Origin of the sequence: Nocardia sp. NPDC050175 (assembly GCF_044459885.1) — a bacterium.
In the GTDB taxonomy this organism is placed as follows: domain Bacteria; phylum Actinomycetota; class Actinomycetes; order Mycobacteriales; family Mycobacteriaceae; genus Nocardia.
In genome coordinates this window covers 338,129-360,952 of record NZ_JBITJI010000002.1, presented here as the reverse complement: position 1 = coordinate 360,952, position 22,824 = coordinate 338,129, and the positions used below count along the sequence as shown (strand labels likewise).

The following is a 22,824-nucleotide window of genomic DNA, read 5'->3' as shown; positions in this document are numbered from 1 at the left end:
GCGGCTCCTTCTCGACTAGCACTTGCTATGGCTATCTAGGTACTCGCGGCAGCTGCAGACCGGCGGTGGCGACCAATTCGCGCATCACCTCGTTGACGCCGCCGCCGAAGGTCACCACCAGGTTCTGCTTGGTCCGCCGGTCCAGCCAGGTGAGCAGCTCGGCGGTGCCCGCCTCGGCGGGATCGCCGTAGCGGCCGACGATCTCCTCGGCCAGCCGGCCCGCCTCCTGCAGCGATTCGGTGGAGAAGACCTTGGTGGCCGAGGCGTCCGCGATGACGCTGGACTGGTCGCCGTCGACAGTCGCGGCGACCTGCCAGTTCAACAGCTCGTTCAACCGGACCATGGCGTGGATGCGGCCCAGCGAGCGGCGCACATCGCTCTCGCCGAGCACGCCACGCGGCTGCGCCCAGTCGCGCACCCGGTCGTAGAGCTGCTCGATCTTGCCGGACGGGCCGAGGCCGACCCGCTCGTGGTTGAGCTGGGTGGTGATCAACCGCCAGCCCGCGTTCTCCGCGCCGACCAGCATGTCGGCGGGCACCCGGACATCATCGAAGTAGGTCGCGTTGGTGTGATGCGCACCGTCGCAGGTGATGATCGGCGTCCAGGAGTAGCCGGGATCGGTGGTGTCCACGATCAGGATGGTGATGCCGCGGTGTCGCGACTCGACCGTTCCGGTGCGGCAGGCCAGCCAGATGAAGTCGGCCTCGTGCGCGCCGGTGGTGAAGATCTTCTGCCCGTTGACAATCCAGTCGCCGGAGTCGTCGCGCACGGCGGAGGTGCGCAGCGAGGCCAGGTCGGTGCCCGCCTCCGGTTCGGAGTAACCGATCGCGAAATGCACATCACCGGAAAGGATTCCGGGGAGAAACTTCTGCTTCTGCGCGTCCGTGCCGAACTGCTGCAGCGTCGGGCCGACCGTCAACAGCGTGACCAGTGGCAGCGGAACATCCGCGCGCACCGCCTCGTTGTAGAAGATCTGTTGTTCGACGGGGCCGAAGCCCTGCCCGCCGTACTGCTTGGGCCAGCCGACGCCGAGCCAGCCGTCGCGGCCCATCCGGCGCACCACGTCGCGGTAGGCGTCGCCGTGCCGGTTCACCGCCATCGCGGCTTCCTCGTCCGGTGTCACGAGATCCGCGAAGTACGAACGTAATTCGCCGCGCAGCTGGCGCTGCTCGGCGGTCAGATCGATGAACATCTGGCCCCCAGTCGATCGAGTCGGAACGATGCGCCGCCGAGCCAGCGGGCGATGTCCTTGGCCTGTGAGTAGTAGCGGTGCATCGGGTGGGTGATGTCCACGCCGAGACCGCCGTGCAGGTGATGACACTTCTGCATGGCGGCGGGTAGGTCGGCGGCCACGCTGTAGGCGAGGACGTCGAGGTCGTCGTCGATCCGCGCCTGGTGCTCCTGGCTGGAATCATCCTGTGCCAGCGCCCAATTCGCCGATACCGCGGCGACGTGCAGGGTGCGCGAGACCACGTACAGGTCGGCGATCTGCTGGGCGACGGCCTGGAATTCGGCCAGCGGCCTGCCGAATTGGCGCCTGGTCCGCAGGTGTTCGGCGGTCATTACCAGCGCGCCCTTGAGCAGTCCGTCGGCGACGGATCCGATCGACGCGAGGGCTAGTCGGTGCAGGTCGGCCAGCCCACCGGGTAGTAGCTGCTCGGCCGGGATCTGCACCCGGTCCAGCCGCAACGTGCATTCGGGGATGTCACCGGAGACCGGCGACGGTACCCGGATCAAACCCTTGGCATCCGAGTCGATCAGCGCGATACCGGAATTGGTCGGGACCAGCAGCCACCGAGCCTCCTCCGCGTACGGCACGGCGATCTTGTGGCCGGTGATCCGCACCGAGTCGCCGTCGGCGACGGCCGCCGTCTCCGGCTTGACCGCGAACGGCGCGGTCGGCTCGCTCAGCGCCGCGGTGATGATCGCGCCCTTGGCCACCTCGGGAAACACCCGCTCGGCCAGGCTGTCCGGCAGCAGCGACAACAGTGGCAGCAGCCCGAAGCCCAGCGTTGGCAACGCGGGCACCGCGACAGCGTCGGTCGCCAATTCGGTCAGCAGCACCGACACCTCGGGCAAGCCCATGCCGTCACCGCCGAACCGCTCCGGCACCGCGACCGAAAGCAGGCCGCTGCCGACCAGGCTCGGCCACAACGCGTAATCACGGGCCGGTTCCCGCTCCAATAAACTCACGACGACCTCGGCCACCGCGTCCTGGCCCTCGTCCCTGGTGAAATCCATGCTTAATCTCCAGTCAAGTTCAGTATCGCTCCGCGATTCCATGAGGGGTGGTGGTCGGGTGGCGGGTGGGCCTCGTCGCTAGCTGTCCGTGTCGCGCGGTAGGCCGAGAATCCGCTCACCGGCAACGGTCAGCAGGATTTGTTCGGTGCCGCCTGCAATCGATAAACAGCGTGTGAGCAGGAATTCTTTTACCACTTCAGTGTCCTGCGCACCGGCGGGACCTGCCGTCTCGACGGCGAATTCCGCGACCGCCTGGCGATGCCGGACCCCGACGAGTTTGCGCACACTGCTCTGCGCGCCGGGATCGGCGCCTGCCAACATTTTTACGGCGGCACGCTGCTCGAGCAGTAAACCTGCGATCGCATCGGCGACGAATCCGCCAAGGCGGTCGTTCACCAATTCCGCACCGGGTCCGGTGGCAGGCGATTTCGCGATCAACTCTTCGAGTACCGGCCCGATGCCGTTGCCGCCCATCGCCACCCGCTCGGTCGACAGGGTGGAGCGGGCGATCTTCCAGCCATTGTTCAGTGCGCCGACCACGCCGTCGTCCGGGACGAAGACGTCGTCGAGGAACACCTCGCTGAACCGCGCCTCACCGGTGATCTGCACCAGCGGACGCACCTCCAGTCCGGCGCTGTGCATGTCGACCAGGAAGTAGCTGATGCCGCGGTGTTTCGGCGCGTCGGGGTCGGTGCGCGCCAGGCAGATCGCCCAGTTCGCCTTGTCGCCCAACGAGGTCCACACCTTCTGCCCGTTCAGCACCCAGCCGCCGTCCACCTTCTTGGCGGTGGTGCGCAACGCGGCCAGGTCGGACCCGGCGCCGGGCTCGCTGAACAGCTGGCACCACACGACCGCACCGCGCAGGGTCGGCCAGGCGAAGCGTTCGATCTGCTCCTGCGTGCCGTGCTGCAGCAGCGTGGGAATGGCCCAGCCGCCGATCGCCAAGTCGGGCGCGGCGAGTCCGGCGCGACGCAGTTCTTCGGAAATCAGCAGGCCGGTCATCGGATCCGCACCGCGACCGTACGGATGCGGCCAGTGCGGCATGGCCAGACCGGCGTCGACCAGCGCGCCGCGCTGCTGGTCGGCGGGCAGCGCGGCGATCCGCGTCACCTCTGCCGCCAACTCGTCGGCGCTGCTGCCGTCCACGGCCGCAACGCCTTCGGCGGCGAAGACGCGATCGGCTCCGGTGGTGCGGCGCTGACCCGCGCGGGTCAGTTCGGTCACCCTGGCCCGCCAGCGCGCCGAGCCGCCGAGCAGCTGGCGCAGAGCCACCGCGCGGCGCAGGTACAGATGCGCGTCGTGCTCCCAGGTGAAGCCGATGCCGCCGAGCACCTGAACGCAGTCCTTCGCGGTCTCGACCGCGGCGTCCAGCGCGATGGCGGCGGCGATCGCGGCGGCGATGGGCAACTCCGCGCCGCCCTCGTCCACGGCGGCCGCGGCGTCGGCCGCGACGGCACGGATCAATTCGGTCCGGCACAGCATCCAGGCGCAGATGTGCTTGACGGCCTGGAACGAGCCGATCTTGCGGCCGAATTGCTCACGGACCTTTGCGTATTCGACCGCGGTTTCCAGGCACCAGCCCGCGAGACCGGCTAGTTCGGCCGCGGCCAGCACCACGACCAGATCCTCGACCGGGTGCGGCGAGGCGAAGATCTGATCGGCCGGTACTCGCACGTCGGCGCAGTGCACCCGTGCGAGTGGCGTGCTCAGGTCGAGCGGCGAAAGCGATTCGATCCGAAGGCCTTCGGTGTCCGGCTGCAGCAAGACCCAGCGCTGCCCGTCCGGGGAGGAAACCGGTAGCAGCACAGCGGTTTCCGGTGCCGCGCCGACCACCGAATCCCAAGAACCGGTGAGCGACAACTCGCCGTCCGCAGCCGGTACGCTGACCTGCGCGCCGACAACGAAGTCGAGTGCAACCCCGCACGGCAGCTGCTCATCGAGCCGACCCGCCGTGATCAGATTGGCCAGCGCCGTTGCCAGTACCGGCCCGCCGACCAGATCGTGCGCGGCCTGCTCGACCAGCACGGCGAGATCGGCGACCGTGCCGCCCGCCCCGCCGGAGTCCTCGGTCACGGCGACCCGGAAGATGCCGAGATCGGCGAGACCGGGCCAATACGCGCGCCAGAAGTCGCTTTGATCGGTTCGCATTGTTGCAATTGGACGCACCGATCCGGCCCACCCACGCATCGACTCCTGGACGGCTTTATGCTCGTCAGTGGTGGCGATGGTCACACTCCGTACCGCCTTCCCGGCGTGACTCCCACACCTAGAACATGTTCTAATATCCTAGCTGTGCGGAAGTCAAGAGACGACCGCCGAGCCGATACTCGGGCCAGTACCACGAACGACGTCTCCGGAAAGGACTCTCACCGATGGCCAGTCCCTCCCGATCGCAGCCGGCCGACTCCACTGCGGCACCGGCTACCGCGACGGTCACGACACTCAGCGAGGACGAGCTGAGTTCGGCCGCGCAGCGGGAACGGCGTAAGCGGATTCTGGACGCTACGCTGGCGCTGGCCTCGAAGGGCGGCTACGACGCGGTGCAGATGCGCGCCGTGGCCGAACGCGCCGATGTCGCAGTCGGGACGCTGTACCGGTATTTCCCCTCGAAAGTGCACCTGTTGGTGTCCGCGCTCTCCCGCGAATTCGAGCAGATCGAAGGCAAGCGCAAGCCGCTTGCCGGACAGTCGCCGCAGGAGCGCATGCACCTGCTGCTGCAGCAGATCACCCGGATGATGCAGCGCGACCCGCTGCTCACCGAGGCGATGACGCGAGCGTTCATGTTCGCCGACGCGTCCGCGGCCGCCGAGGTCGATCGGGTCGGCAAGGTGATGGATCGGGTCTTCGCCCGCGCCATGAACGACGGCGAACCCGACGAGCGCCAGCTGGCCATCGCCAGGGTGATCAGCGATGTGTGGCTGTCGAACCTGGTCGCCTGGCTGACCCGGCGCGCCTCGGCGACCGACGTGACCGAGCGGCTCGAACTCACCGTCGATCTGTTGCTCGGCGACCGCTCCTAGATTCGGACAGCCAGCTCATACCCGGCAAATCCAGGGCGGGTGCCTGGTTCGTGCGGAAGATCACATTCGAGCCGAAGGCGGGCCGGGCGCACAGAATTCGCGTCCAAGGCCCGCCGCTCGGCGTAGCCGGGTAGCGCGAGTTTTGCGGGGCCCGTGCACTACCCATCGCACATCGACATGATCGCAGCGCACGCGAAGAAGTGACCAGTTGTGGCCGCTCGGACCCGAGTTCGGGCGGTCGCCGCGCACTCCGGTGCGAACGGGCGGAAAATTAGACACAGCGCACGCATAGCGGCGGGCGTCGGTGCGGCAAATCTAACCCAGTATTGTTCTGCCCGCCCATGAAAAAACTCCTCCGATCACTAGGTTGGATGCGTGAGCGCACAGGATCTGCCACTGGAACTTCGTCGTGCACTGTCGACAGTCGCGCGAGTGCCGAGACTGTTGGTTGCCTCGGACTATGACGGGACGCTTGCGCCCATCGTTTCCGACCCGGCGAAGGCCTTTCCACACCGGGAATCGGTGAGTGCGTTACGCGCGCTCGCCGGACTCACCGGTACCACCGCCGCGGTCATTTCCGGCCGCGCACTGCGGGATCTCGCGGCTTTGTCGCGACTTCCGGTCGAAGTCCAACTGATCGGTAGCCATGGCTCGGAATTCGATGTGGGTTTCGTGCACGCCATCGACAACGACGCCAAACAACTGCTCCAAGAGGTGCAGACCGCGCTGACCCAGGTCGCGTCGGAGAACCCCGGTGTCACCGTCGAGATCAAACCGGCCAGCGTCGCGCTGCACGTGCGCAACGCGAGCCCGGAGATCGGACACCGGGCCCTCACCAACGTCCGGCAGGGTCCGGCGCTGTGGTTCGGCGTGCAGGTGACCGAAGGCAAGGCCGTCATCGAGCTGGCCGTGGTGCAGACCGACAAGGGCACCGCACTCGACACCATCCGGCATCAGGCCGCCGCGTCCGCCGCGGTGTTCTTCGGTGACGACGTGACCGACGAGAAGGCCTTCCGCGTGCTGTCCGGTCCCGACCTCGGCATCAAGGTCGGCGAGGGCGACAGCCAGGCCAAGCACCGGGTCGACAGCACCGAGGCCGTGTCGTGCGCGCTCGCCTTCCTGCTCGAGGAGCGGCGCACCTGGCTGGCCGGCGCGAGCGCGCCCCGGATCGAGCGGCTGACCATGCTGGCCAGCCCGCGCTCGGTGGCGCTGCTGACGCCGGACGCGACGGTCACCTGGTTCTGTCACCCGGAGCCGGATTCGGCCGCGGTGTTCGCGCATCTGCTCGGCGGACCGCAGGCCGGGCACTTCACCATCGAGCCGGAGCGACCGGGTCTGCCGCTCTCGCAGCGCTACATCGACAGCACCATGACGGTCGAAACCCGTTGGGCCAAGCTGCAAGTGGTGGACTACCTGCCGCACGACGTGCCCGCGACGCGCACCGACCTGACCCGGGTGATCACCGGTGACGCCAAGGCCGTCGTGACGTTCGCGCCGCGACCGGAATTCGGCCAGGTGCCGGTGAGCATCGAGGCGACGGAGCACGGGCTGCGGGTGCTCGGCACCAACGATCCGATGGTGCTGCGCTCGCCCGGACTTACCTGGGAGATCCTCAGCGACGGCACGCACGATTCCGCGCGCGCCGTTGTCGACCCGTCCAAGGGTCCGATCGTGCTGGAAATGCGTTGCGGCACCTCGGATCTCAAGCCTGCCAAGACCGACGAGCTGGAGCGGCGACGGTTGGCGGAGGGCTACTGGTCGCAGTGGGCGGGCACGTTGCAGCTGCCGCCGCTGAAGCCGGATCTGATGAAGCGTTCGGCGCTCACCCTGCGCGGGCTGGTGCACGCGCCGTCCGGTTCCATCCTGGCCGCGGCCACCACGTCGCTGCCGGAAGACATTGGCGGCGTGCGCAACTGGGACTACCGCTACTGCTGGCTGCGCGACGCGTCGCTCACCGCGCAGGCGCTGGTCTCGCTCGGTTCACTCGGCGAGGCCGAGGCCTTCCTCGGCTGGGTGCATCAGGTGCTCGAGACGCTGCCGGGGCCGGAACGGCTGCACCCGCTGTACACGCTGTACGGCGAGACGCTGCCGCCCGAGGCCGTGATCGACCAGCTGCCCGGTTACGCGGGTTCGCGGCCGGTCCGGGTCGGCAACGCGGCCAACATGCAGGTGCAGCTGGACGTGTTCGGTCCGATCGTCGATCTGATCGCGAGCCTGTCGCACGCGCGGGAGATCCAGGGCATCACCGATCCGGCCGCGGCGCTGCCGGACGCGGACTGGGAACTGGTGCGCGCCATGGTTTCCGCGGTGCAGCGGCGCTGGCAGGAACCCGACCACGGCATCTGGGAGATCCGCGGCAACCCGCGCCATCACGTGTACTCGAAGGTGATGGGCTGGCTGACCGTCGACCGGGCGCTGACCCTGGCGCAGAAGTTCGCGCGTGAGGTCGATCCGGCCTGGGCGGTGCTGCGCGACACCATCGCCGACGAGGTGAAGTCCAAGGGCTGGAACGACGAGGTCCAGTCGTTCACCGCGGCCTACGACGGCACCGACCTGGACGCGGCCACCCTGCACATCGGGCTGAGTGGACTGATCGATCCGTCCGATCCGCGTTTCGCCGCGACCGTCGTCGCGACCGAGGCCGAATTGCGCAGCGGCTCAACGGTGTACCGGTACCACCACGACGACGGCCTGCCCGGCGGCGAGGGTGGCTTCCACCTCTGCGCGGCCTGGCTGGTCGAGGCGTACCTGCTGATCGGCAAGCGCTCGGACGCCGAGGCGCTGTTCGCGCAGCTGGTGGATGTGGCGGGACCGACCGGCCTGCTCAGCGAGGAGTACGACCCGGTGGCCGAACGCTCGCTCGGCAATCATCCGCAGGCCTACAGCCACCTCGGCCTGCTGCGTTGCGCGCAGCTGCTCGGTCAGTCGGTGGAGGTGCTCGTCTAAACCGATCCACCTCGGTTCTCCCGGGCCCGTCGACGGCCGCGCAAGCGCGCGTCCCGGTCGGCGGGCCCGGACTCGTCTCGGCGGCGCGCAGTTGCTAAAGTGAAACAGAAACCATTTCCATTAAGCTGCGTAGTGTCACCCGCTCGAGTGCGTCACCAGCTGTTGAGCGTCACAGGAGTGCCCCCGCGTGAAGACAAGCATTGCCATACGGTTCGCCGGTGTCGCTGTGGGGGTTGTCGCCGCACTCTCGCTGACCGCCTGCGGCAGCGATTCGAAGGATTCGGGTAAGCCGACCGTCATCGCCTCCACCAACGTCTGGGGCGATATCGCCGCGACGATCGCGGGACCGGACGCCACGGTCGAATCGATCATCAGCGACCCGTCCGCCGACCCGCACTCGCACGAGACGTCGGCCGTCGAGTCGGCCAAGCTGCGCGACGCCGACCTGGTCGTCTACAACGGCGGCGGCTACGACGAGTTCGCCGAGAAGGCGGTGGCGGGGCGGAACAAGCGCACCGTGGACGCGTTCGAGGCCCGGCCGAACAAGGGCGACCAGAACGAGCACGTCTTCTACGACATGAGCACCGTCGCCGCGGTCGCGGACCGGATCGCGGGCAGCCTCGGCGAGCTGGCCCCCGCCGCCGCCAGCGGCTTCACCGAGCGCGCCGCCACCTTCAAGAGCGGACTGGCCGGGATCACCGCGATCGCAGGCAAGCTGGCCGCCGAGCACCCGAAAACGCCGGTGCTGCAGACCGAACCGCTGGCGCACTACCTGCTGCTCGCGGCCGGGGTCGAGGATCGGACGCCGCACGAGTTCCAGGAGGCGATCGAGCAGGAGACCGATCCGGCGCCCGCCGCGGTCGCCGCGACCCGGGAGCTGTTGACCGGCAAGCAGGTTCGCGCGCTGGTCTACAACGTGCAGACACAGGACAAGATCACCAAGGACCTCCGATCGGTGGCGCAGTCGAGCGGGCTGAAGGTCGTCGAGGTGACCGAAACCCTGCCCGCTGGAATGGATTACCTGCAGTGGCAGACCAAGAATGCCCAGGCACTGAGCGCGGCGTTGAGTTGAGCACGGTGATGAACCAGGGGGTCGCGGTGGTTGAACACACCGAACAGGCGCGGCGGCAAGCACTTTCGAACGGCGCATCGGCGGTCCGGCTCGACGGAGCCCGGTTGGCGTTCGGCGATCGGACGCTCTGGCAGGAGCTGGATCTCGAAGTGGCGCAGGGCGAATTCGTCGCCGTGCTCGGACCCAATGGATCCGGCAAGACGTCGTTGCTGAAGGTGCTACTCGGCCAGCTCGGGCTGAGCGCGGGCACCGCACAGGTCGCGGGCGCACCGGCACGGACCGGCAACCCCGACATCGGCTATGTGCCGCAACAGAAGACGATCGACGCCGGGGTGCAGCTGCGCGGTGTCGACCTGGTCGGTTTGGGCTATGACGGCCACTGCTGGGGGCTCGGGCTCCGGGCGCGGGCCGACCGCAAGCGCAAGGTCGCGGCCGCCATCGCCGATGTCGGCGCGGAGCGGTTCGCGCACGCGCCGCTGGAGACCATGTCCGGCGGCGAGCAGCAGCGGCTTCGGGTGGCGCAGGCGCTGGTCGGTGACCCGAAGGTGCTGCTCTGTGACGAACCGCTGCTCAGCCTCGACCTGGCGAATCAGCGACTGGTGGCGGAGCTGATCGACAAGCGCAGGCGAACCCATGACACCGCAGTACTTTTCGTGACACACGAGATCAATCCGATTCTGCCGCTGGTGGATCGGGTGCTGTACCTGGTGGACGGCAAGTTCCGGATCGGCACACCGGAAGAGGTGATGACCTCCGCGGTGCTATCAGAGCTGTACCAGACCGAGGTCGATGTGCTGCGGGTGCGCGGGCGGCTGGTGGTCGTCGGGACCGGGGACACGATGGACGCGCTCGGTACCGCCGGGGCACACTGCCACGGTGACGCGGGCGTCGACGTCCCGGTAGTCGCAGTGGCCGAACAGGATTCGAGCGTGGTCCGCTCATGATCGACAAGCTGTCCGATGTGCTCGGCAAGATGTTCGACTTCGGCACCACCGCGAATCTGCTCTCCTACGACTTCGTACAGCAGGCGGTGCTCGCCGCCGCGCTGCTCGGGCTGCTGTCCGGCGTGATCGGGCCGCTGATCATCAGCAGGCAGATGTCGTTCGCGGTGCACGGCACCAGCGAACTGTCGCTGACCGGCGCGGCCGCGGCACTGCTCGCCGGGGTCGGCGTCGGCGTGGGCGCCATCGCCGGGTCGGTGGTCGCGGCGGTGCTGTTCGGGTTGCTGGGAACGCGTGCCCGCGAACGTGATTCGGTGATCGCGGTGGTGTTGTCGTTCGGTCTCGGATTGTCCGTGCTGTTCCTGTGGCTCGGCCCGGATCGGGCGGGCTCGAAGTTCTCGCTGCTGACCGGACAGGTGGTCAGCGTGGGCAACAACGGCATCACCCTGCTCGCAGCCTGCACCGTCGGCGTACTCGCGGTGCTCGCGATCGTCTACCGGCCGCTACTGTTCGCCAGCTCCGATCCGGAAGTAGCAGTGGCCCGGGGCGTTCCGGTGCGCGCACTGTCGATCGTGTTCGCCGTACTGCTCGGCATCACCGCGGCCTTCGGGGTGCAGATCGTCGGCGCACTGCTCGTGCTCGCGCTGCTGATCACACCCGCCGCAGCCGCCGCCCAACTGACCGCGAACCCGGTGCGCGCCACCGTACTCGCGGTGGTCTTCGCCGAAATCGCCGCGGTAGGCGGCATTCTCCTGTCGCTAGCCCCCGGCGTCCCGGTCTCGACCTTCGTCACCACGATCTCGTTCCTGATCTACCTCGCAAGCCGGGTAGTCGGCACCCGCCGCCGCCACCTAGCCCGAGCCCGCTGATCCCACAGATCCCCCAACCATCCACAAACCCCCCAGCCCCTGTGAATGGTATGCACGCCCTGTGGAACCCTCCCCAGACCGCCACCCGACCACCCATCTCTTCTCCAAAGCGCTTGAGACGCAACCACAGCCAGATGACCACCTCTGGAACGCGACATCGCGCACCTGACCGTTAACTAAAGCCGGGTACGGCAGGCGACGCGCCCAGCACTACTCACGGGAAAATGTGGATAGGTCTTCAGCTTCTCTGGACTGTCCACGTGCGGAGTCCTTAGAAGCTCTTGCCCGATAGGTACACCTTCACGGGGGTCTCTGGGTGTACTGGTTCAGGTTGGTGTGCTGAGAGATCTCCGGTGGTGTGCTGGCCCAGAGGTTGTCGACTGGTTCATCGGATGACCGGAGTAGTGCTGGGCGCGTGAGGTGGGGTCCCCGACCTTAGTTATCGGTCAGGTGCGCGATGTCGCGTTCCGGAGGTGGTCATCTGGCTGTGGTGCTGTTCTCGAGCGCTTTCGAAGCAGTGAGTGTGTCGTGTGGACATTTTCGGCCGCGGGGGCTCCGATGTGCACCCTTTGTTCAGGCCGAACACCCTTTCTTCAACCCTCACACCCGGTGTAGCGGGTGTTCGGGTCACAGAAACGGTGTACGGCTGGCATAGACGGTGTGGGCGGGGAGAAGGTTGGCCGCGGATCTCTACGCGGGCGGTGGACGAGGGCATAGCGTTCGGGTAGCGGCCCGCCAGGGCGTTGAGGGCGGGTGCCTTCAGTCGGTCTGCCTGGGTTTCGTATGCTCGACGCACGCGCCCCCGAACGATTGGTGACCAACGATGATCGACTTCTCGATGCCCGCCGAGCTTGCTGCCGAACGCGATCGAGTGCGCCAGTTCGTCATCGACAAGGTCGTTCCGTTCGAGCGGGATCCGCGGCTCACCGCGCACGGGCCGACCGACGAGCTGCGCCAGGAACTGGTCGAGCTGGCGCGGGCGGAGAAGCTGCTCACGGTGCAGGCGCCGGAGGCGCTCGGCGGGCGCGGGCTGTCGCATATCGAGCAGGCGGTGATCTACGAGGCGGCGGGCTGGTCCACGCTGGGCCCGATCGCGATGAACTGCGCGGCGCCGGACGAGGGCAATATGTTCCTGCTGTCCAAGGTGGCGAACTCGGAACAGATCGAGCATCACCTCGCGCCGATGATCGCCGGACAGCACCGCTCGGTGTTCGCCATGACCGAACCGGACGGCGCGGGGTCGGACCCGGCCCAGTTGGCCACCGCCGCCACCTTCGACGGCGAGAACTTCACCATCAACGGCCGCAAATGGCTGATCACGGGGGCCAACGGCGCCAAGACGTGGATCATCATGGCCCGGCTCGCGGAGAACCCGCACCTGCCCGCCGGACCGACGCTGTTCCTCACCGACGGCGACCAGCCTGGCATCGTCATCGAACGCACCATGAACACGATGGACCGCAACTACGTGGCCGGGCACGGCGTCGTCCGCTTCGACAACCTCACGCTGCCGCAGTCGGCGCTGCTCGGCGACGCGGGACAGGCGTTGCGCTATGCCCAGCTGCGACTGGCCCCGGCCCGGCTCACCCACTGCATGCGCTGGCTCGGTGCGGCCGAGCGGGCGCAGAGCATCGCGGTGGACCACGCGCGCACCCGCACCGCGTTCGGCAAGCCGATCGGCGAGCACGAGGGTGTGTCGTTCATGTTGGCGGACAACGAGATCGCGCTGCACCAGTGCAGGCTGACCATCTGGCATGCCTGCTGGCTGATGGACCAGGGCGAGAAGGCCAGGCACGAGAGCTCGATCGCGAAGTCGTATGTCTCCGAGGAACTGTTCAAGGTGGCCGACCGGTGCGTGCAGGTGCTGGGCGGCATCGGTATCAGCGACGAGACGGTGGTCGAGATGATCTTCCGCGACATCCGCGCCTTCCGCCTCTACGACGGTCCGACCGAGGTGCACAAGTACGCGATCGGACGCAAAGTACTGCGTGGTTGAGCGAGGTTTTTCGGGCCAGGGTCAGGGCGGGGCGTCCTGGACTAACATCGCTGGCATGAGTTCGGAACTGCACGTCGATGTCTCCGCGGGCATCGCCGTGCTCACGCTCAATCGGCCCGCTCAGCAGAACGCCTTCACCCCGGCGATGGCCGCCGAATTGAGTGCCGCGTTGCAGCGCTGCGATGTCGAGGACAACATCCGGGTCGTCGTGATCACCGGCACCCCGCCCGCGTTCTGCGCGGGCGCGGATCTATCCAGCCGGGTAGGCGACGTCAGCGCCACCATCGAGCCCGCGCCGTGGCGGGTGCGCAAACCGGTGATCGCCGCGGTGAACGGGCACGCGGTCGGCATCGGCCTGGCCCTCGCGCTGCAGTGCGACCTGCGCTACATGGCGCGGGACGCGGTCTACGGGCTCAACCAGGTCCGGCGCGGCGTACTCGCCGACGGTTACTCGCACTGGACGCTGCCCCGCCTGGTCGGCATGGCCAATGCCGCCGACATCATGCTGACCGGTCGCACCTTCGACGGCGACGAGGCCAAGGCGATGGGCCTGGCCAACGGCTGCATGCCCGGCGGCGAGGTGCTGCCGATGGCGCTGGCCATCGCGCACGACATCGCCAACGGGTCCGCGCCGCTGCCGGTGGCGATGTCCAAGCGGCTGCTGTGGGAGGGGCTCGGGATGAGCCCGACCGTAGTCGGGCAGCTGGAGACCGACCTGAACGAGCACGTCACCAAGAGCATCGACGGCGGCGAGGCGATGGCGGCGTTCAAGGAACGCAGGCAACCCAATTGGACCGGCAGCGTCAGCGAGGAGTGGCCGGCCTGGGACGAACAGGGTGACCAGGAACGACCCAGCCTCGACTAAGCGTTGCCGCCGAGCAGAATCAGCAGGTAGAGCACCGCGAAGATGATCATGAAGACGGTGCCGATGATGCCGAGGATGTACCCGACCACGACCTGAACGCGCCCACCGTAGGCGCCGTGGGATTCCTCGATCTGATCCAGCGCGCGCTTGCCCATCGCCCAAGCCACTGGCCCGAGCACACCGCAGCAGAGCACGCTCGCTACCCCGAGCCACAGCACCGCCGTCGCGTTCGGATGCTCGACCGGATTCCCGATGGGCTGGTTGGGTATCACCACGAGCCGAATTCTACGGGGACAGCACGCACCTACGCGTCTATTGCCGTGTGCCGAGGGGCGTTTCGCGCTGCGAGGCAACAGCCGCACCATTTCTGATTTGCCGCACCGGGAATCGCATGCGATTCCCGGTGCGCGAAATCAAGAGGCGTGCGGCAGAGTGCTCAAGACCTACGCTGGCGGGCGATTTCGGCGAGGACGACGCCCGCGGCGACCGAGGCGTTGAGGGATTCGACCGGGCCCGCCATCGGGATGCCGAGGATCGAGTCGCAGTTCTCCCGGACCAGGCGGGACAGGCCCTTGCCCTCCGAACCGACCACGATGACGGTGGGTTCACGGCCGTCGAAGTCGTCGAGGGTGGTGTCGCCGCCCGCGTCGAGGCCGACTACCTGGATGCCCTGCGAGGCCCAATCCTTCAGCGTGCGAGTCAGATTGGTGGCGCGGGCGACGGGCAGCCGAGCCGCGGCACCGGCACTGGTGCGCCAGGCGACCGCGCTCACGCTCGCGCTGCGCCGCTGCGGGATCAGCACGCCCTGGCCACCGAAGGCGGCGACCGAGCGGATCACGGCGCCGAGGTTGCGCGGGTCGGTGATGTTGTCCAGTGCCACCAGCAGGGCGGGCTCAGGCGAATTGCGGACCTCGGCTAGCAGGTCGTCCGGGTGCGCGTAGCGGTACGGCGGCACCTGCAGGCCGACGCCCTGGTGCAAACCGTTGGCGCTCAACCGGTCCAGGTCGCCGCGCGGCACCTCGAGAATGGAGATGCCCGCGTCGGCGGCCATCTGCACGCTTTCGGACAGCCGCTCGTCGTTCTCGGCACCGAGTGCGACATACAGCGCGGTGGCGGGCACGCCAGCGCGCAGGCATTCGACCACCGGGTTGCGGCCGAGCACCATTTCCGGGCTGTCGTCGTCCTTACGCCCGGCCGCACGGCCCGCGCTGCCACGCGGACCTCCCTTGGCCGCGGCCTTCGCCGCAGCGGCGGCCCGCCTGGCCGCTGGATGCTTGGTGCGCGCCTCGGCGGGCGGGGTCGCGCCGCGCCCCTCCAGTCCGCGCCGGTGCTTACCGCCGGAGCCTGCGACGGCGCCCTTCTTGGTTCCGCCCTTGCGGACCGCACCACGACGCTGCGAATTGCCTGCCATCACTTGGCCTTTCCAGGTTGTAGCGCGTCCGGCGCCGTCTGCGGCGCAGCGCCAAGGGCCCATTCGGGACCATTTTGCGTGTCGGTGACCTCGATTCCGGCTGCCTGCAATCGATCGCGGGCGGCATCGGCGCTCGCCCAATCCTTGTCTGCTCGCGCCTGTTGACGGCGGTCGAGCTCGGCGCGCACCAGCACGTCGAGCGCGCCCAGTGCCGCCGACGAGTCGCGTGGGGTGAACCAGTGCGGATCCAGCGGGTCGACACCGAGGATACCGAGCATGGCGCGGAGCTGTCCGGCCAGGTCCCGTGCGCTGTCGATCGCACTGGCCTCGAGCGCCTTGTTGCCCTCGTGCACGACGCGGTGGATCTCGGCCAGCGCCTTCGGCACGGCGAGGTCGTCATCGATGGCCGCGGCGAACGCGTCGGTCCACTTGCCGACCGGGACCTCGCCCGCGCGATCGGCGGTCCGGTGCACGAACGCCTCGATCCGCTGATAGGACTGGGCCGCGTCGCTGAGCGCCTTGTCCGAGTACTCCAGCATCGAGCGGTAGTGCGCGCTGCCGAGGTAGAACCGCAGTTCCACGGCGCGCACGTGGGTGAGCACGTTCGGCACGGAGAGCACGTTGCCCAGCGACTTGGACATCTTCTCCCCGCCCATGGTCACCCAGCCGTTGTGCAGCCAGTACTGGGCGAAGCCGTCGCCCGCCGCCTTGGACTGGGCGATCTCGTTCTCGTGGTGCGGGAACACCAGATCCATTCCGCCGCAATGGATATCGAATTCTGGGCCGAGGTAGAACTCGGCCATCGCGGAGCATTCCAGGTGCCAGCCGGGACGGCCGGGGCCCCACGGCGACGGCCAGGTCGGCTCGCCGGGCTTGGCGGCCTTCCACAGGGTGAAGTCGCGCGGGTCGCGCTTGCCCTCGCCCGCGCTCTCGCCCTGGTGCACGTCGTCGAGGCGGTGGCCGGACAGGCTGCCGTAGTCGGGGTAGCTCACCACGTCGAAGTAGACGTTGCCCTCGGAGGCGTACGCGTGGCCGCGTTCGATCAACCGCTGCATCATGTCGACCATCTGGGTGATGTGGCCGGTGGCCCGCGGCTGGACGGACGGCGGCAGCACGCCGAGGGTCTCGTAGGCGTCGTCGAAGGCGCGCTCGTAGGTGGCCGCCCACTCCCACCACGGCCGGCCCGCGTCGGCGGCCTTCGTGAGGATCTTGTCCTCGATGTCGGTGACGTTGCGGATAAACCACACGTCGTAGTCGTGCGCGAGCAGCCAGCGGCGCAGCACGTCGAAGGCGACGCCGCTGCGCACGTGGCCGATGTGTGGCGCGCCCTGCACGGTCGCACCACACAGGTACACCGAGGCACGGCCGGGGACCAGGGGCGCGAAGTCGCGCATGGTTCGCGTGTCGGTGTCAAAGAGGCGCAGCGTCACGGCGTTCGATCCTAGCTGGTAGACAAGCCTGTTCACGGACCCGGTTCAGGTCCGCCGGAGCTGGGTCAGCGACAGGCTTGTAGCAGAGCGGTCGCCATGGCGGCGATGCCCTCGCCGCGACCGGTGAGTCCGAGGCCATCGGTGGTGGTGCCGGAAACCGAGACCGGGGCGCCGAGCAGCTCGCCGAGCAGTTGCTGGGCCTCGTCGCGGCGCGGTCCGATCTTGGGGCGATTGCCGATCACCTGGACGGCCGCGTTGACGATCTCGAAGCCCGCTTCGCCGAGCAGCCTGCGCACTTCCTTCAGCATGGCGGCGCCGGAGACGCCTGCCCATTCCGGGCGGTCGGTGCCGAAGACCGAGCCGAGGTCGCCGAGTCCGGCCGCGGACAGCAGTGCGTCGCAGAGTGCGTGGGCGGCGACGTCGCCGTCGGAGTGTCCGGCGCAGCCGTCGTCGCCGTCGAAGAGCAGTCCGGCCATCCAGCATGGGCGGCCCGGTTCGATGGGGTGCACGTCGCTGCCGATGCCGACTCGCATATTCACCGGGCCACCGCCCGGCGTAGGTCCGCGCCGTCGAGCACCGCGTGCGCGAGCAACAGGTCGAGTGGGGTGGTGATCTTGAAAGCCAAGGGGTCGCCGGGGATGGTGCGCACCTGGGTGCCGAGCAGTTCGACCAGCCCGGCGTCGTCGGTGGCCTGCACACCCTCGGACAGGTAGGCCGAGCGCAGCAGTTCGCCCGCGAAGCCCTGCGGAGTTTGGATGGCGCGCAGTTGCGCGCGGTCCGGCGTGCCGGTGACCGCGCCCGCCGCGTCGACGGACTTGATGGTGTCGGCGACCGGAAGCGCGGGGACCACGGCGAGGTGGCCGGCGCGCAACTCGGCGGCGACCCGGGCGATGAGCTCGGGCGGGGTGAGGGCGCGCGCGGCATCGTGCACGAGGTAGTAGGCGGCCTCGGGTGCGGCGGCGAGACCTGCCCGCACCGAGTCGATGCGTTCGGCGCCGCCGACGACCACGTGTACCGAATCCGAGGGCGGCAGCAGGGCAACGGCGCTCTCGACGAATTCGGCGGGAACCATAACGATGATCCGGTCGACCGCTCCGGAGGCGATCAAGCCTTCGACGGCGAGTCGGACCATAGGGCTGCCGCCGACCGGGACGAACGCCTTGGGTGTGGCTTCACCCAGGCGGACGCCGCGACCGGCGGCAGGCACCAAAGCAACGACGGTTCCGTCGGTGAGACGAGCACCGTTGTCGAGTTTGTTCACGGTCAGGAAGCCGCGGCGAGGACCTCGTCCAGCAGCGTCTCGGCCTTGCCGTCATCGGTCCCCTCGGCGAGCGCGAGCTCACCGACGAGGATCTGACGGGCCTTGGCGAGCATCCGCTTCTCACCGGCGGACAGGCCGCGATCCTGCTCTCGACGCCACAGGTCGCGGACGACCTCGGCCACCTTGTTCACATCGCCGGAGGCGAGCTTCTCCAGGTTGGCCTTGTAACGGCGAGACCAGTTGGTCGGCTCCTCCGTGTGCGGCGCGCGCAGAACCTGGAAGACTTTATCGAGACCCTCCTGGCCGACGACATCACGTACGCCGACGTATTCAGCGTTCTCTGCGGGAACCCGAACAGTCAGATCGCCTTGGGCGACCTTCAGGACCAGATACTCTTTTTGCTCACCCTTGATGGTGCGAGTCTCGATAGCTTCGATCAGCGCCGCTCCGTGGTGGGGGTAAACGACGGTGTCTCCGACCTTAAAAATCATGTGTCCCGTGCCCCTTTCGATGTTCACAGTTTAACATGCGACTCGGTAACGGCGCGATCAACTGTGCAGGTCAGGGCCACAACGAGGCAGCGGTGGGGCTTGACAACGACCGCCCGTTGTGCATTATGTTGTGCCAGAACGGGTTACCTCCCCGCACTGCCCCCGAACCAGCCCCCCGACCCGAGCAGGCAGTGCGTCCGCGATCCGTCGATGCTCGACCAAACTGTTACCAACGATGTGAGTGTCCGCTCTCCGCACTACCGACCGACACGCGCGAGTTCTGCGAGCGCCGTTCGCGGCCCGTCGCGCGTCCGAGTGGCCGAAGCGCACGCGCCGCAGGCGCTGGTCTCGGCCGCTCGGACGCGCGACACCCAGGGGCCGCGAACACGCAGCGCCGCAGGCGCTGCCGATCAGACACAGCCCCGGCTCTCGGTCCGCCGCGGGAACTACTACGCTGCCTAGTTATTACTCTCCCTTGCGGAGTGACCCGGTCGACATGGAGGGACAACCCGTGACTGCCCTGAAAGCTGTGACCGCCCTGAAGAAGGCGCGACGTCGCATGGTGCCGGTTGCCGCACTCGCCGCAGGTGCGGCGATCGTGCTCGCCGGCTGTAGCTCGGGCCAGATCTCGCAGACCGCGGACCAGGTCGCCGCGATCAACGGCAACCACGCCGACGTCGGCAAGATCGCGCTGCGCAACGTGCACATCGTCTTCCCCGCCCCGGGCACCGAGTACACCAACACCAAGGGCGGCAAGGCGGTCATCGCGCTGTCGATCATCAACAACAGCCCGTCGGTGCCCGACGAATTGACCAGTCTCACCACCGATCTCGGCACCGTGAAGATCACCCCGGCGACCGGCAAGTCGACGGTGGAACTGGCACCGCAGCAAACCGTGGTCGCGGCCACCAAGCCGGTCAAGACCGCGGCACCCGCGGGCGACACGCACGGCGCGGCGCCGACCAGTGCGGCCGCACCGACCTCGGCGAAGCCCGACGCGCACGCCGACGTTGCCGAGGCGACCACCGATCCCGAGGCGCGCCCGATCCTGATCGAGATCACCGGCCTGACCAAGGACATCACGCCGGGCCTCACCTACAACGTGGCGTTCAACTTCAAACAGAACGGCACCGTGCAGGTCCAGGTGCCGGTCGACGCGGGCACCGCCGAGCGGCACGAGTCGGACAAGTCCGGTGCGGCCGAGGCCGAGCACACCGGCGGTCACTGAACACACCCACGGACAGCGGGCGTATAGCCCCCTTACGGAGACGGCCGCCACACCCGACGGGTGCGGCGGCCGTTCTTTTATCCGACATGTTGTCGGAGGCGGTACGTAAGGTGCGCGTGTGGCAAAGACCAGGTCGATCTTCCGGTGCTCCGCCTGCACGCACGAGGTCGCCAAGTGGGTGGGTAAGTGCCCCGACTGCGGCGCGTGGGGCACCGTCGACGAGGTAGCCGTCGCGGCGACCGGTGCGGGCGCCCCGGCCAGGCGCGCGATGCTGCCGAGCACCGCCGCCGCGCCGATCTCCAGCATCGACTCCCAGATCACCAGGGCGAAGCCGACCGGGGTCAGCGAGCTCGACCGGGTGCTCGGCGGCGGCGTTGTCCCCGGCTCGGTGGTGCTGCTGTCCGGCGAGCCCGGCGTCGGCAAGTCGACGCTGCTGCTCGAGGTCGCGCACCGCTGGGCCCGGCAGCACGATGCCAAGTCGCTCTACGTCACCGCGGAGGAGTCGGCGGGTCAGGTGCGGCTGCGCGCCGACCGGACCGGCGCGGTGCACGAAAGGGTGTATCTGGCTGCGGAATCCGATCTTTCGATCGTGCTCGGGCACGTCGAGCAGGTGCAGCCGACGCTGCTGGTGGTCGACTCGGTGCAGACCATGCTCGCGCCCGAGGTGGACGGCGTGATCGGCGGCGTCACCCAGGTGCGCGCGGTGACCTCCGCGCTGACCTCGCTGGCCAAAGCGAGCGGCATCGCGGTGCTGCTGGTCGGGCACGTCACCAAGGACGGCAATGTCGCGGGCCCGCGCACGCTGGAACACCTCGTCGATGTGGTGCTGCAGTTCGAGGGCGACAAGAACTCGTCCCTGCGCATGGTGCGCGGCATCAAGAACCGCTTCGGCAGCGCCGACGAGGTCGGCTGTTTCGAGCTGCACGAGGACGGCATCGCCTGCGTGGACGACCCGTCCGGCCTGTTCCTGCACCACCGCACCGATTCGGTGCCCGGCACCGCCGTCACGGTGGCGATGGACGGCAAGCGACCGCTCGTCGCCGAGGTGCAGGGCCTGACGGTGGAGACCGAGATCCCGAATCCGCGCCGCGCGGTCAGCGGCCTGGACTACAACCGGGTCGCGATGGTGCTTGCCGTGCTGCAGAGCCGCGGCAAGGTGTTCCTCGGCAAGTCCGACGTGTATGCCGCGACGGTGGGCGGCATGCGGCTGCTGGAGCCGGCCGCCGACCTGGCCATCACGCTCGCCATCGCCAGCGCCAATTCCGAGGTGGCGATTCCGGCGGGCTGGGTGATCCTCGGCGAGGTCGGCCTGGCCGGCGAGGTGCGCAAGGTGACCGGACTCGAACGCAGGCTGGCCGAGGCCGAGCGGCTCGGCTTCACCACCGCGCTGGTGCCGCCCGGTTACGCCCCGCTCAAGCGCGGCGGCATGAAGATCCACGAGGTGGCCGACGTGCGCTCGGCCATCCGCATCACCGGCACCCGCAAGCGGCGCGCACCGAAGGAGGAGAAGGAAGTGGCACCCGATTTCTAACGGGCCCAACCGAATCCGGGGTGGCTCAGGCGGGCGTCAGATTGAACGGTTCCGGCGAGCTGTGCAGCGAGCCGAACTGCGCGATGACCTGGTACGCCCCGGCGGGCACCGGCACCCGCTCGCCGACGCACCCCTGCTGCGAGGTGGTGCCGGACCAGCGCACCGTGAACAGCGCCTGCTCACCGGGTTTCAGGTTCCGCTGGTTCGACTCGTCGACGGGCGAACAATCCGAACTCGTCCAGAATCGGCGCTGCCCGTCCAGCGACAGCACCGACGCCTGGATCTGCGCCAGGTTCATGTCCCGCTGGCATTGCGCGCTGGAGATGTTGGTGATGACGATCCGGAAGTTCGGCTGCTCGCCGACCCGATAGGTCGGCTGGTCCACGCTGATCTTGATCGCCAGCGACTGATCGGGGCACTGCCCCGGTCCCGCGGCCGGTTCATTCGACGCGGACGGGGAAACGCTCGACGTCGCCGGTGCGCCGGATTCGCTTGGGCCAGCGGCCTTTGTCGTCGTGACATCGGCGGGCTTACTCGGCGTCGCGGACGACGAACCGGCCGCGACGGGCTTGGTGTCACCGGGCGAGTCGCCGCCGCGGGACACCGTCAGCACGAGCCAGATGACCAGCGCCAGCGCGACGACCAGTGCGCCGATCGCCAATGCGCGACGACGCCAATAGATCTCCGGTGGCAGCGGTCCATTCGGTTCCAGCACGCCTCAACGGTAAGGGCACGACCGGGCACGATGACTCATGCGCACGGCGTGTCGATCCGGAATACGCGATCGTGGCGACGGAATTCCGGCCTGCACGCTGGGCAAACGGCGACGACCCCGGCTCAGGCGAGCTCGCCGATGTTGCCGACGACACGCTGCAACTTCACCTGGCCGTCGGCGAGCTTGTATGTGACACAGGCGATCGCGCATTCGCCGGTCGCCACGCGCTGCGAGATGATCATCGACCGCTGCATGAGCAACCTGCTCGTCTCGACCACGTGCCTGGCCTCCATCTCGTCGACGGTGGACAGGCCCTCCCGACGGCCGATAAGAATGGACGGCGTGACCCGCTCGACCACGCTGCGGATGAATCCGCCGGGTACCTCGCCGCCGTCCAGCGCGTCGATGGTGGCCTTCACCGCGCCGCAGCTGTCGTGCCCGAGCACCACGATCAGCGGAACGTTGAGCACCTGCACGCCGTACTCGATCGAACCGAGCACCGAGCTGTCCACGACGTGGCCCGCGGTGCGTACCACGAACATGTCGCCGAGGCCCTGGTCGAAGATCAACTCGGCGGCGACCCTGGAGTCACCGCAGCCGAAGAGGATCGCGGACGGATGCTGGCCGCTGACGAGCTTGGCTCGGTCGGAGGCGCCCTGGCTAGGATGCTGCAGCGCACCGGAGACGAAACGGTCGTTGCCTTCGCGCAAAGACTTCCAGGCACTGACCGGATTTGAATCAGGCATACCGACCATTGTGCACAAGGCTTGGGTTACCAGCGAGTTAGTTTGGTTACGGGTCGGCAAA

The 22,824-nt window shown here is 68.2% G+C and carries 20 protein-coding genes; 9 read left to right on the top strand and 11 right to left on the bottom strand.

Annotated elements, in window-relative coordinates; translation table 11 throughout:
- Positions 1-31: 31 nt before the first annotated feature.
- From ACIBK2_RS07205 to ACIBK2_RS07195, 3 genes are all read right to left on the bottom strand, one after another.
- Positions 32-1,192: an acyl-CoA dehydrogenase family protein gene (locus ACIBK2_RS07205; RefSeq protein WP_396964633.1), complete on the bottom strand. Its 1,161-nt coding sequence runs from the start codon at positions 1,190-1,192 to the stop codon at positions 32-34.
- Positions 1,177-2,241, bottom strand: a complete 1,065-nt coding sequence (locus tag ACIBK2_RS07200; RefSeq protein ID WP_396964631.1) for an acyl-CoA dehydrogenase family protein — start codon at positions 2,239-2,241, stop codon at positions 1,177-1,179. Before ACIBK2_RS07200 ends, ACIBK2_RS07205 begins: the two co-directional genes overlap by 16 nt.
- A 78-nt stretch (positions 2,242-2,319) precedes the next feature.
- Positions 2,320-4,473, bottom strand: a complete 2,154-nt coding sequence (locus ACIBK2_RS07195; RefSeq protein WP_396964629.1) for an acyl-CoA dehydrogenase family protein — start codon at positions 4,471-4,473, stop codon at positions 2,320-2,322.
- Positions 4,474-4,613: 140 nt separating this feature from the next.
- Between ACIBK2_RS07195 and kstR the strand changes: the two genes are divergently transcribed.
- The 7 genes from kstR (at position 4,614) to ACIBK2_RS07160 (ending at position 13,950) form a co-directional block, all read left to right on the top strand.
- Positions 4,614-5,261: a cholesterol catabolism transcriptional regulator KstR gene (gene kstR, locus ACIBK2_RS07190; RefSeq protein ID WP_357379718.1), complete on the top strand. Its 648-nt coding sequence runs from the start codon at positions 4,614-4,616 to the stop codon at positions 5,259-5,261.
- A gap of 375 nt (positions 5,262-5,636) precedes the next feature.
- Positions 5,637-8,207 (top strand): trehalose-phosphatase, encoded by a 2,571-nt coding sequence (gene otsB / locus ACIBK2_RS07185; RefSeq protein WP_396964626.1) that lies wholly within the window; start codon positions 5,637-5,639, stop codon positions 8,205-8,207.
- 187 nt (positions 8,208-8,394) lie between these two features.
- Entirely contained in the window at positions 8,395-9,279 is an 885-nt protein-coding gene (locus ACIBK2_RS07180; RefSeq protein ID WP_396964624.1) for a metal ABC transporter solute-binding protein, Zn/Mn family, read from the top strand.
- A gap of 8 nt (positions 9,280-9,287) precedes the next feature.
- Positions 9,288-10,223, top strand: coding sequence for a metal ABC transporter ATP-binding protein (locus tag ACIBK2_RS07175; protein ID WP_396964622.1), 936 nt, complete (start codon positions 9,288-9,290; stop codon positions 10,221-10,223).
- Positions 10,220-11,089: a metal ABC transporter permease gene (locus tag ACIBK2_RS07170; protein ID WP_396964620.1), complete on the top strand. Its 870-nt coding sequence runs from the start codon at positions 10,220-10,222 to the stop codon at positions 11,087-11,089. The genes ACIBK2_RS07175 and ACIBK2_RS07170 overlap by 4 nt, the downstream gene beginning before the upstream one ends.
- Positions 11,090-11,912: 823 nt before the next feature.
- Positions 11,913-13,085: an acyl-CoA dehydrogenase family protein gene (locus ACIBK2_RS07165; protein WP_396964618.1), complete on the top strand. Its 1,173-nt coding sequence runs from the start codon at positions 11,913-11,915 to the stop codon at positions 13,083-13,085.
- 55 nt (positions 13,086-13,140) lie between these two features.
- The gene (locus ACIBK2_RS07160) at positions 13,141-13,950 is read left to right on the top strand and encodes an enoyl-CoA hydratase/isomerase family protein (RefSeq protein WP_396964616.1); all 810 of its coding nucleotides are present in this window, start codon (positions 13,141-13,143) and stop codon (positions 13,948-13,950) included.
- Here ACIBK2_RS07160 and ACIBK2_RS07155 read toward each other — a convergent pair.
- The 6 genes from ACIBK2_RS07155 to carD all read right to left on the bottom strand — a co-directional run bounded on the left by ACIBK2_RS07155 (position 13,947) and on the right by carD (position 18,543).
- The gene (locus ACIBK2_RS07155) at positions 13,947-14,225 is read right to left on the bottom strand and encodes a DUF4190 domain-containing protein (protein WP_396964614.1); all 279 of its coding nucleotides are present in this window, start codon (positions 14,223-14,225) and stop codon (positions 13,947-13,949) included. The two genes, ACIBK2_RS07160 and ACIBK2_RS07155, sit on opposite strands and share 4 nt — an antisense overlap.
- 161 nt (positions 14,226-14,386) lie before the next feature.
- Entirely contained in the window at positions 14,387-15,361 is a 975-nt protein-coding gene (gene rlmB / locus ACIBK2_RS07150; protein WP_396964612.1) for a 23S rRNA (guanosine(2251)-2'-O)-methyltransferase RlmB, read from the bottom strand.
- On the bottom strand, positions 15,361-16,791 hold the full coding sequence (gene cysS, locus ACIBK2_RS07145; protein ID WP_396964610.1) for a cysteine--tRNA ligase: 1,431 nt from the start codon (positions 16,789-16,791) through the stop codon (positions 15,361-15,363). The genes rlmB and cysS overlap by 1 nt, the downstream gene beginning before the upstream one ends.
- A gap of 65 nt (positions 16,792-16,856) precedes the next feature.
- Positions 16,857-17,324: a 2-C-methyl-D-erythritol 2,4-cyclodiphosphate synthase gene (gene ispF / locus ACIBK2_RS07140; protein ID WP_357380339.1), complete on the bottom strand. Its 468-nt coding sequence runs from the start codon at positions 17,322-17,324 to the stop codon at positions 16,857-16,859.
- Between the two features lie 2 nt (positions 17,325-17,326).
- Positions 17,327-18,052 (bottom strand): 2-C-methyl-D-erythritol 4-phosphate cytidylyltransferase, encoded by a 726-nt coding sequence (gene ispD, locus ACIBK2_RS07135; RefSeq protein WP_396964608.1) that lies wholly within the window; start codon positions 18,050-18,052, stop codon positions 17,327-17,329.
- A 2-nt stretch (positions 18,053-18,054) separates the two neighbouring features.
- Positions 18,055-18,543, bottom strand: a complete 489-nt coding sequence (gene carD / locus ACIBK2_RS07130) for an RNA polymerase-binding transcription factor CarD (RefSeq protein WP_058853337.1) — start codon at positions 18,541-18,543, stop codon at positions 18,055-18,057.
- A gap of 511 nt (positions 18,544-19,054) precedes the next feature.
- On the opposite strand from carD, the gene ACIBK2_RS07125 reads away from it, so the two are divergent.
- Positions 19,055-19,771, top strand: a complete 717-nt coding sequence (locus tag ACIBK2_RS07125) for a hypothetical protein (RefSeq protein ID WP_396964606.1) — start codon at positions 19,055-19,057, stop codon at positions 19,769-19,771.
- Positions 19,772-19,889: 118 nt separating this feature from the next.
- The gene (gene radA, locus ACIBK2_RS07120; protein WP_396964604.1) at positions 19,890-21,302 is read left to right on the top strand and encodes a DNA repair protein RadA; all 1,413 of its coding nucleotides are present in this window, start codon (positions 19,890-19,892) and stop codon (positions 21,300-21,302) included.
- Between the two features lie 25 nt (positions 21,303-21,327).
- On the opposite strand, the gene ACIBK2_RS07115 is transcribed toward radA, so the two are convergent.
- Both ACIBK2_RS07115 and ACIBK2_RS07110 read right to left on the bottom strand, forming a co-directional pair.
- On the bottom strand, positions 21,328-22,017 hold the full coding sequence (locus ACIBK2_RS07115; protein WP_396964602.1) for a hypothetical protein: 690 nt from the start codon (positions 22,015-22,017) through the stop codon (positions 21,328-21,330).
- 122 nt (positions 22,018-22,139) lie between these two features.
- Positions 22,140-22,763 (bottom strand): carbonic anhydrase, encoded by a 624-nt coding sequence (locus ACIBK2_RS07110; RefSeq protein WP_379281991.1) that lies wholly within the window; start codon positions 22,761-22,763, stop codon positions 22,140-22,142.
- Positions 22,764-22,824 lie beyond the last annotated feature (61 nt).

What these genes read in the sequence shown, in the direction of transcription:
- ACIBK2_RS07200 (WP_396964631.1), bottom strand. Translation starts at nt 2,241, where the DNA reads ATGGATTTCACCAGGGACGAGGGCCAGGACGCGGTGGCCGAGGTCGTC.
- ACIBK2_RS07175 (WP_396964622.1), top strand. Translation starts at nt 9,288, where the DNA reads ATGAACCAGGGGGTCGCGGTGGTTGAACACACCGAACAGGCGCGGCGG.
- ACIBK2_RS07110 (WP_379281991.1), bottom strand. Translation starts at nt 22,763, where the DNA reads ATGCCTGATTCAAATCCGGTCAGTGCCTGGAAGTCTTTGCGCGAAGGC.
- ACIBK2_RS07160 (WP_396964616.1), top strand. Translation starts at nt 13,141, where the DNA reads ATGAGTTCGGAACTGCACGTCGATGTCTCCGCGGGCATCGCCGTGCTC.
- kstR (WP_357379718.1), top strand. Translation starts at nt 4,614, where the DNA reads ATGGCCAGTCCCTCCCGATCGCAGCCGGCCGACTCCACTGCGGCACCG.
- ACIBK2_RS07165 (WP_396964618.1), top strand. Translation starts at nt 11,913, where the DNA reads ATGATCGACTTCTCGATGCCCGCCGAGCTTGCTGCCGAACGCGATCGA.
- rlmB (WP_396964612.1), bottom strand. Translation starts at nt 15,361, where the DNA reads ATGGCAGGCAATTCGCAGCGTCGTGGTGCGGTCCGCAAGGGCGGAACC.
- ispF (WP_357380339.1), bottom strand. Translation starts at nt 17,324, where the DNA reads ATGCGAGTCGGCATCGGCAGCGACGTGCACCCCATCGAACCGGGCCGC.
- ACIBK2_RS07170 (WP_396964620.1), top strand. Translation starts at nt 10,220, where the DNA reads ATGATCGACAAGCTGTCCGATGTGCTCGGCAAGATGTTCGACTTCGGC.
- carD (WP_058853337.1), bottom strand. Translation starts at nt 18,543, where the DNA reads ATGATTTTTAAGGTCGGAGACACCGTCGTTTACCCCCACCACGGAGCG.
- ACIBK2_RS07205 (WP_396964633.1), bottom strand. Translation starts at nt 1,192, where the DNA reads ATGTTCATCGATCTGACCGCCGAGCAGCGCCAGCTGCGCGGCGAATTA.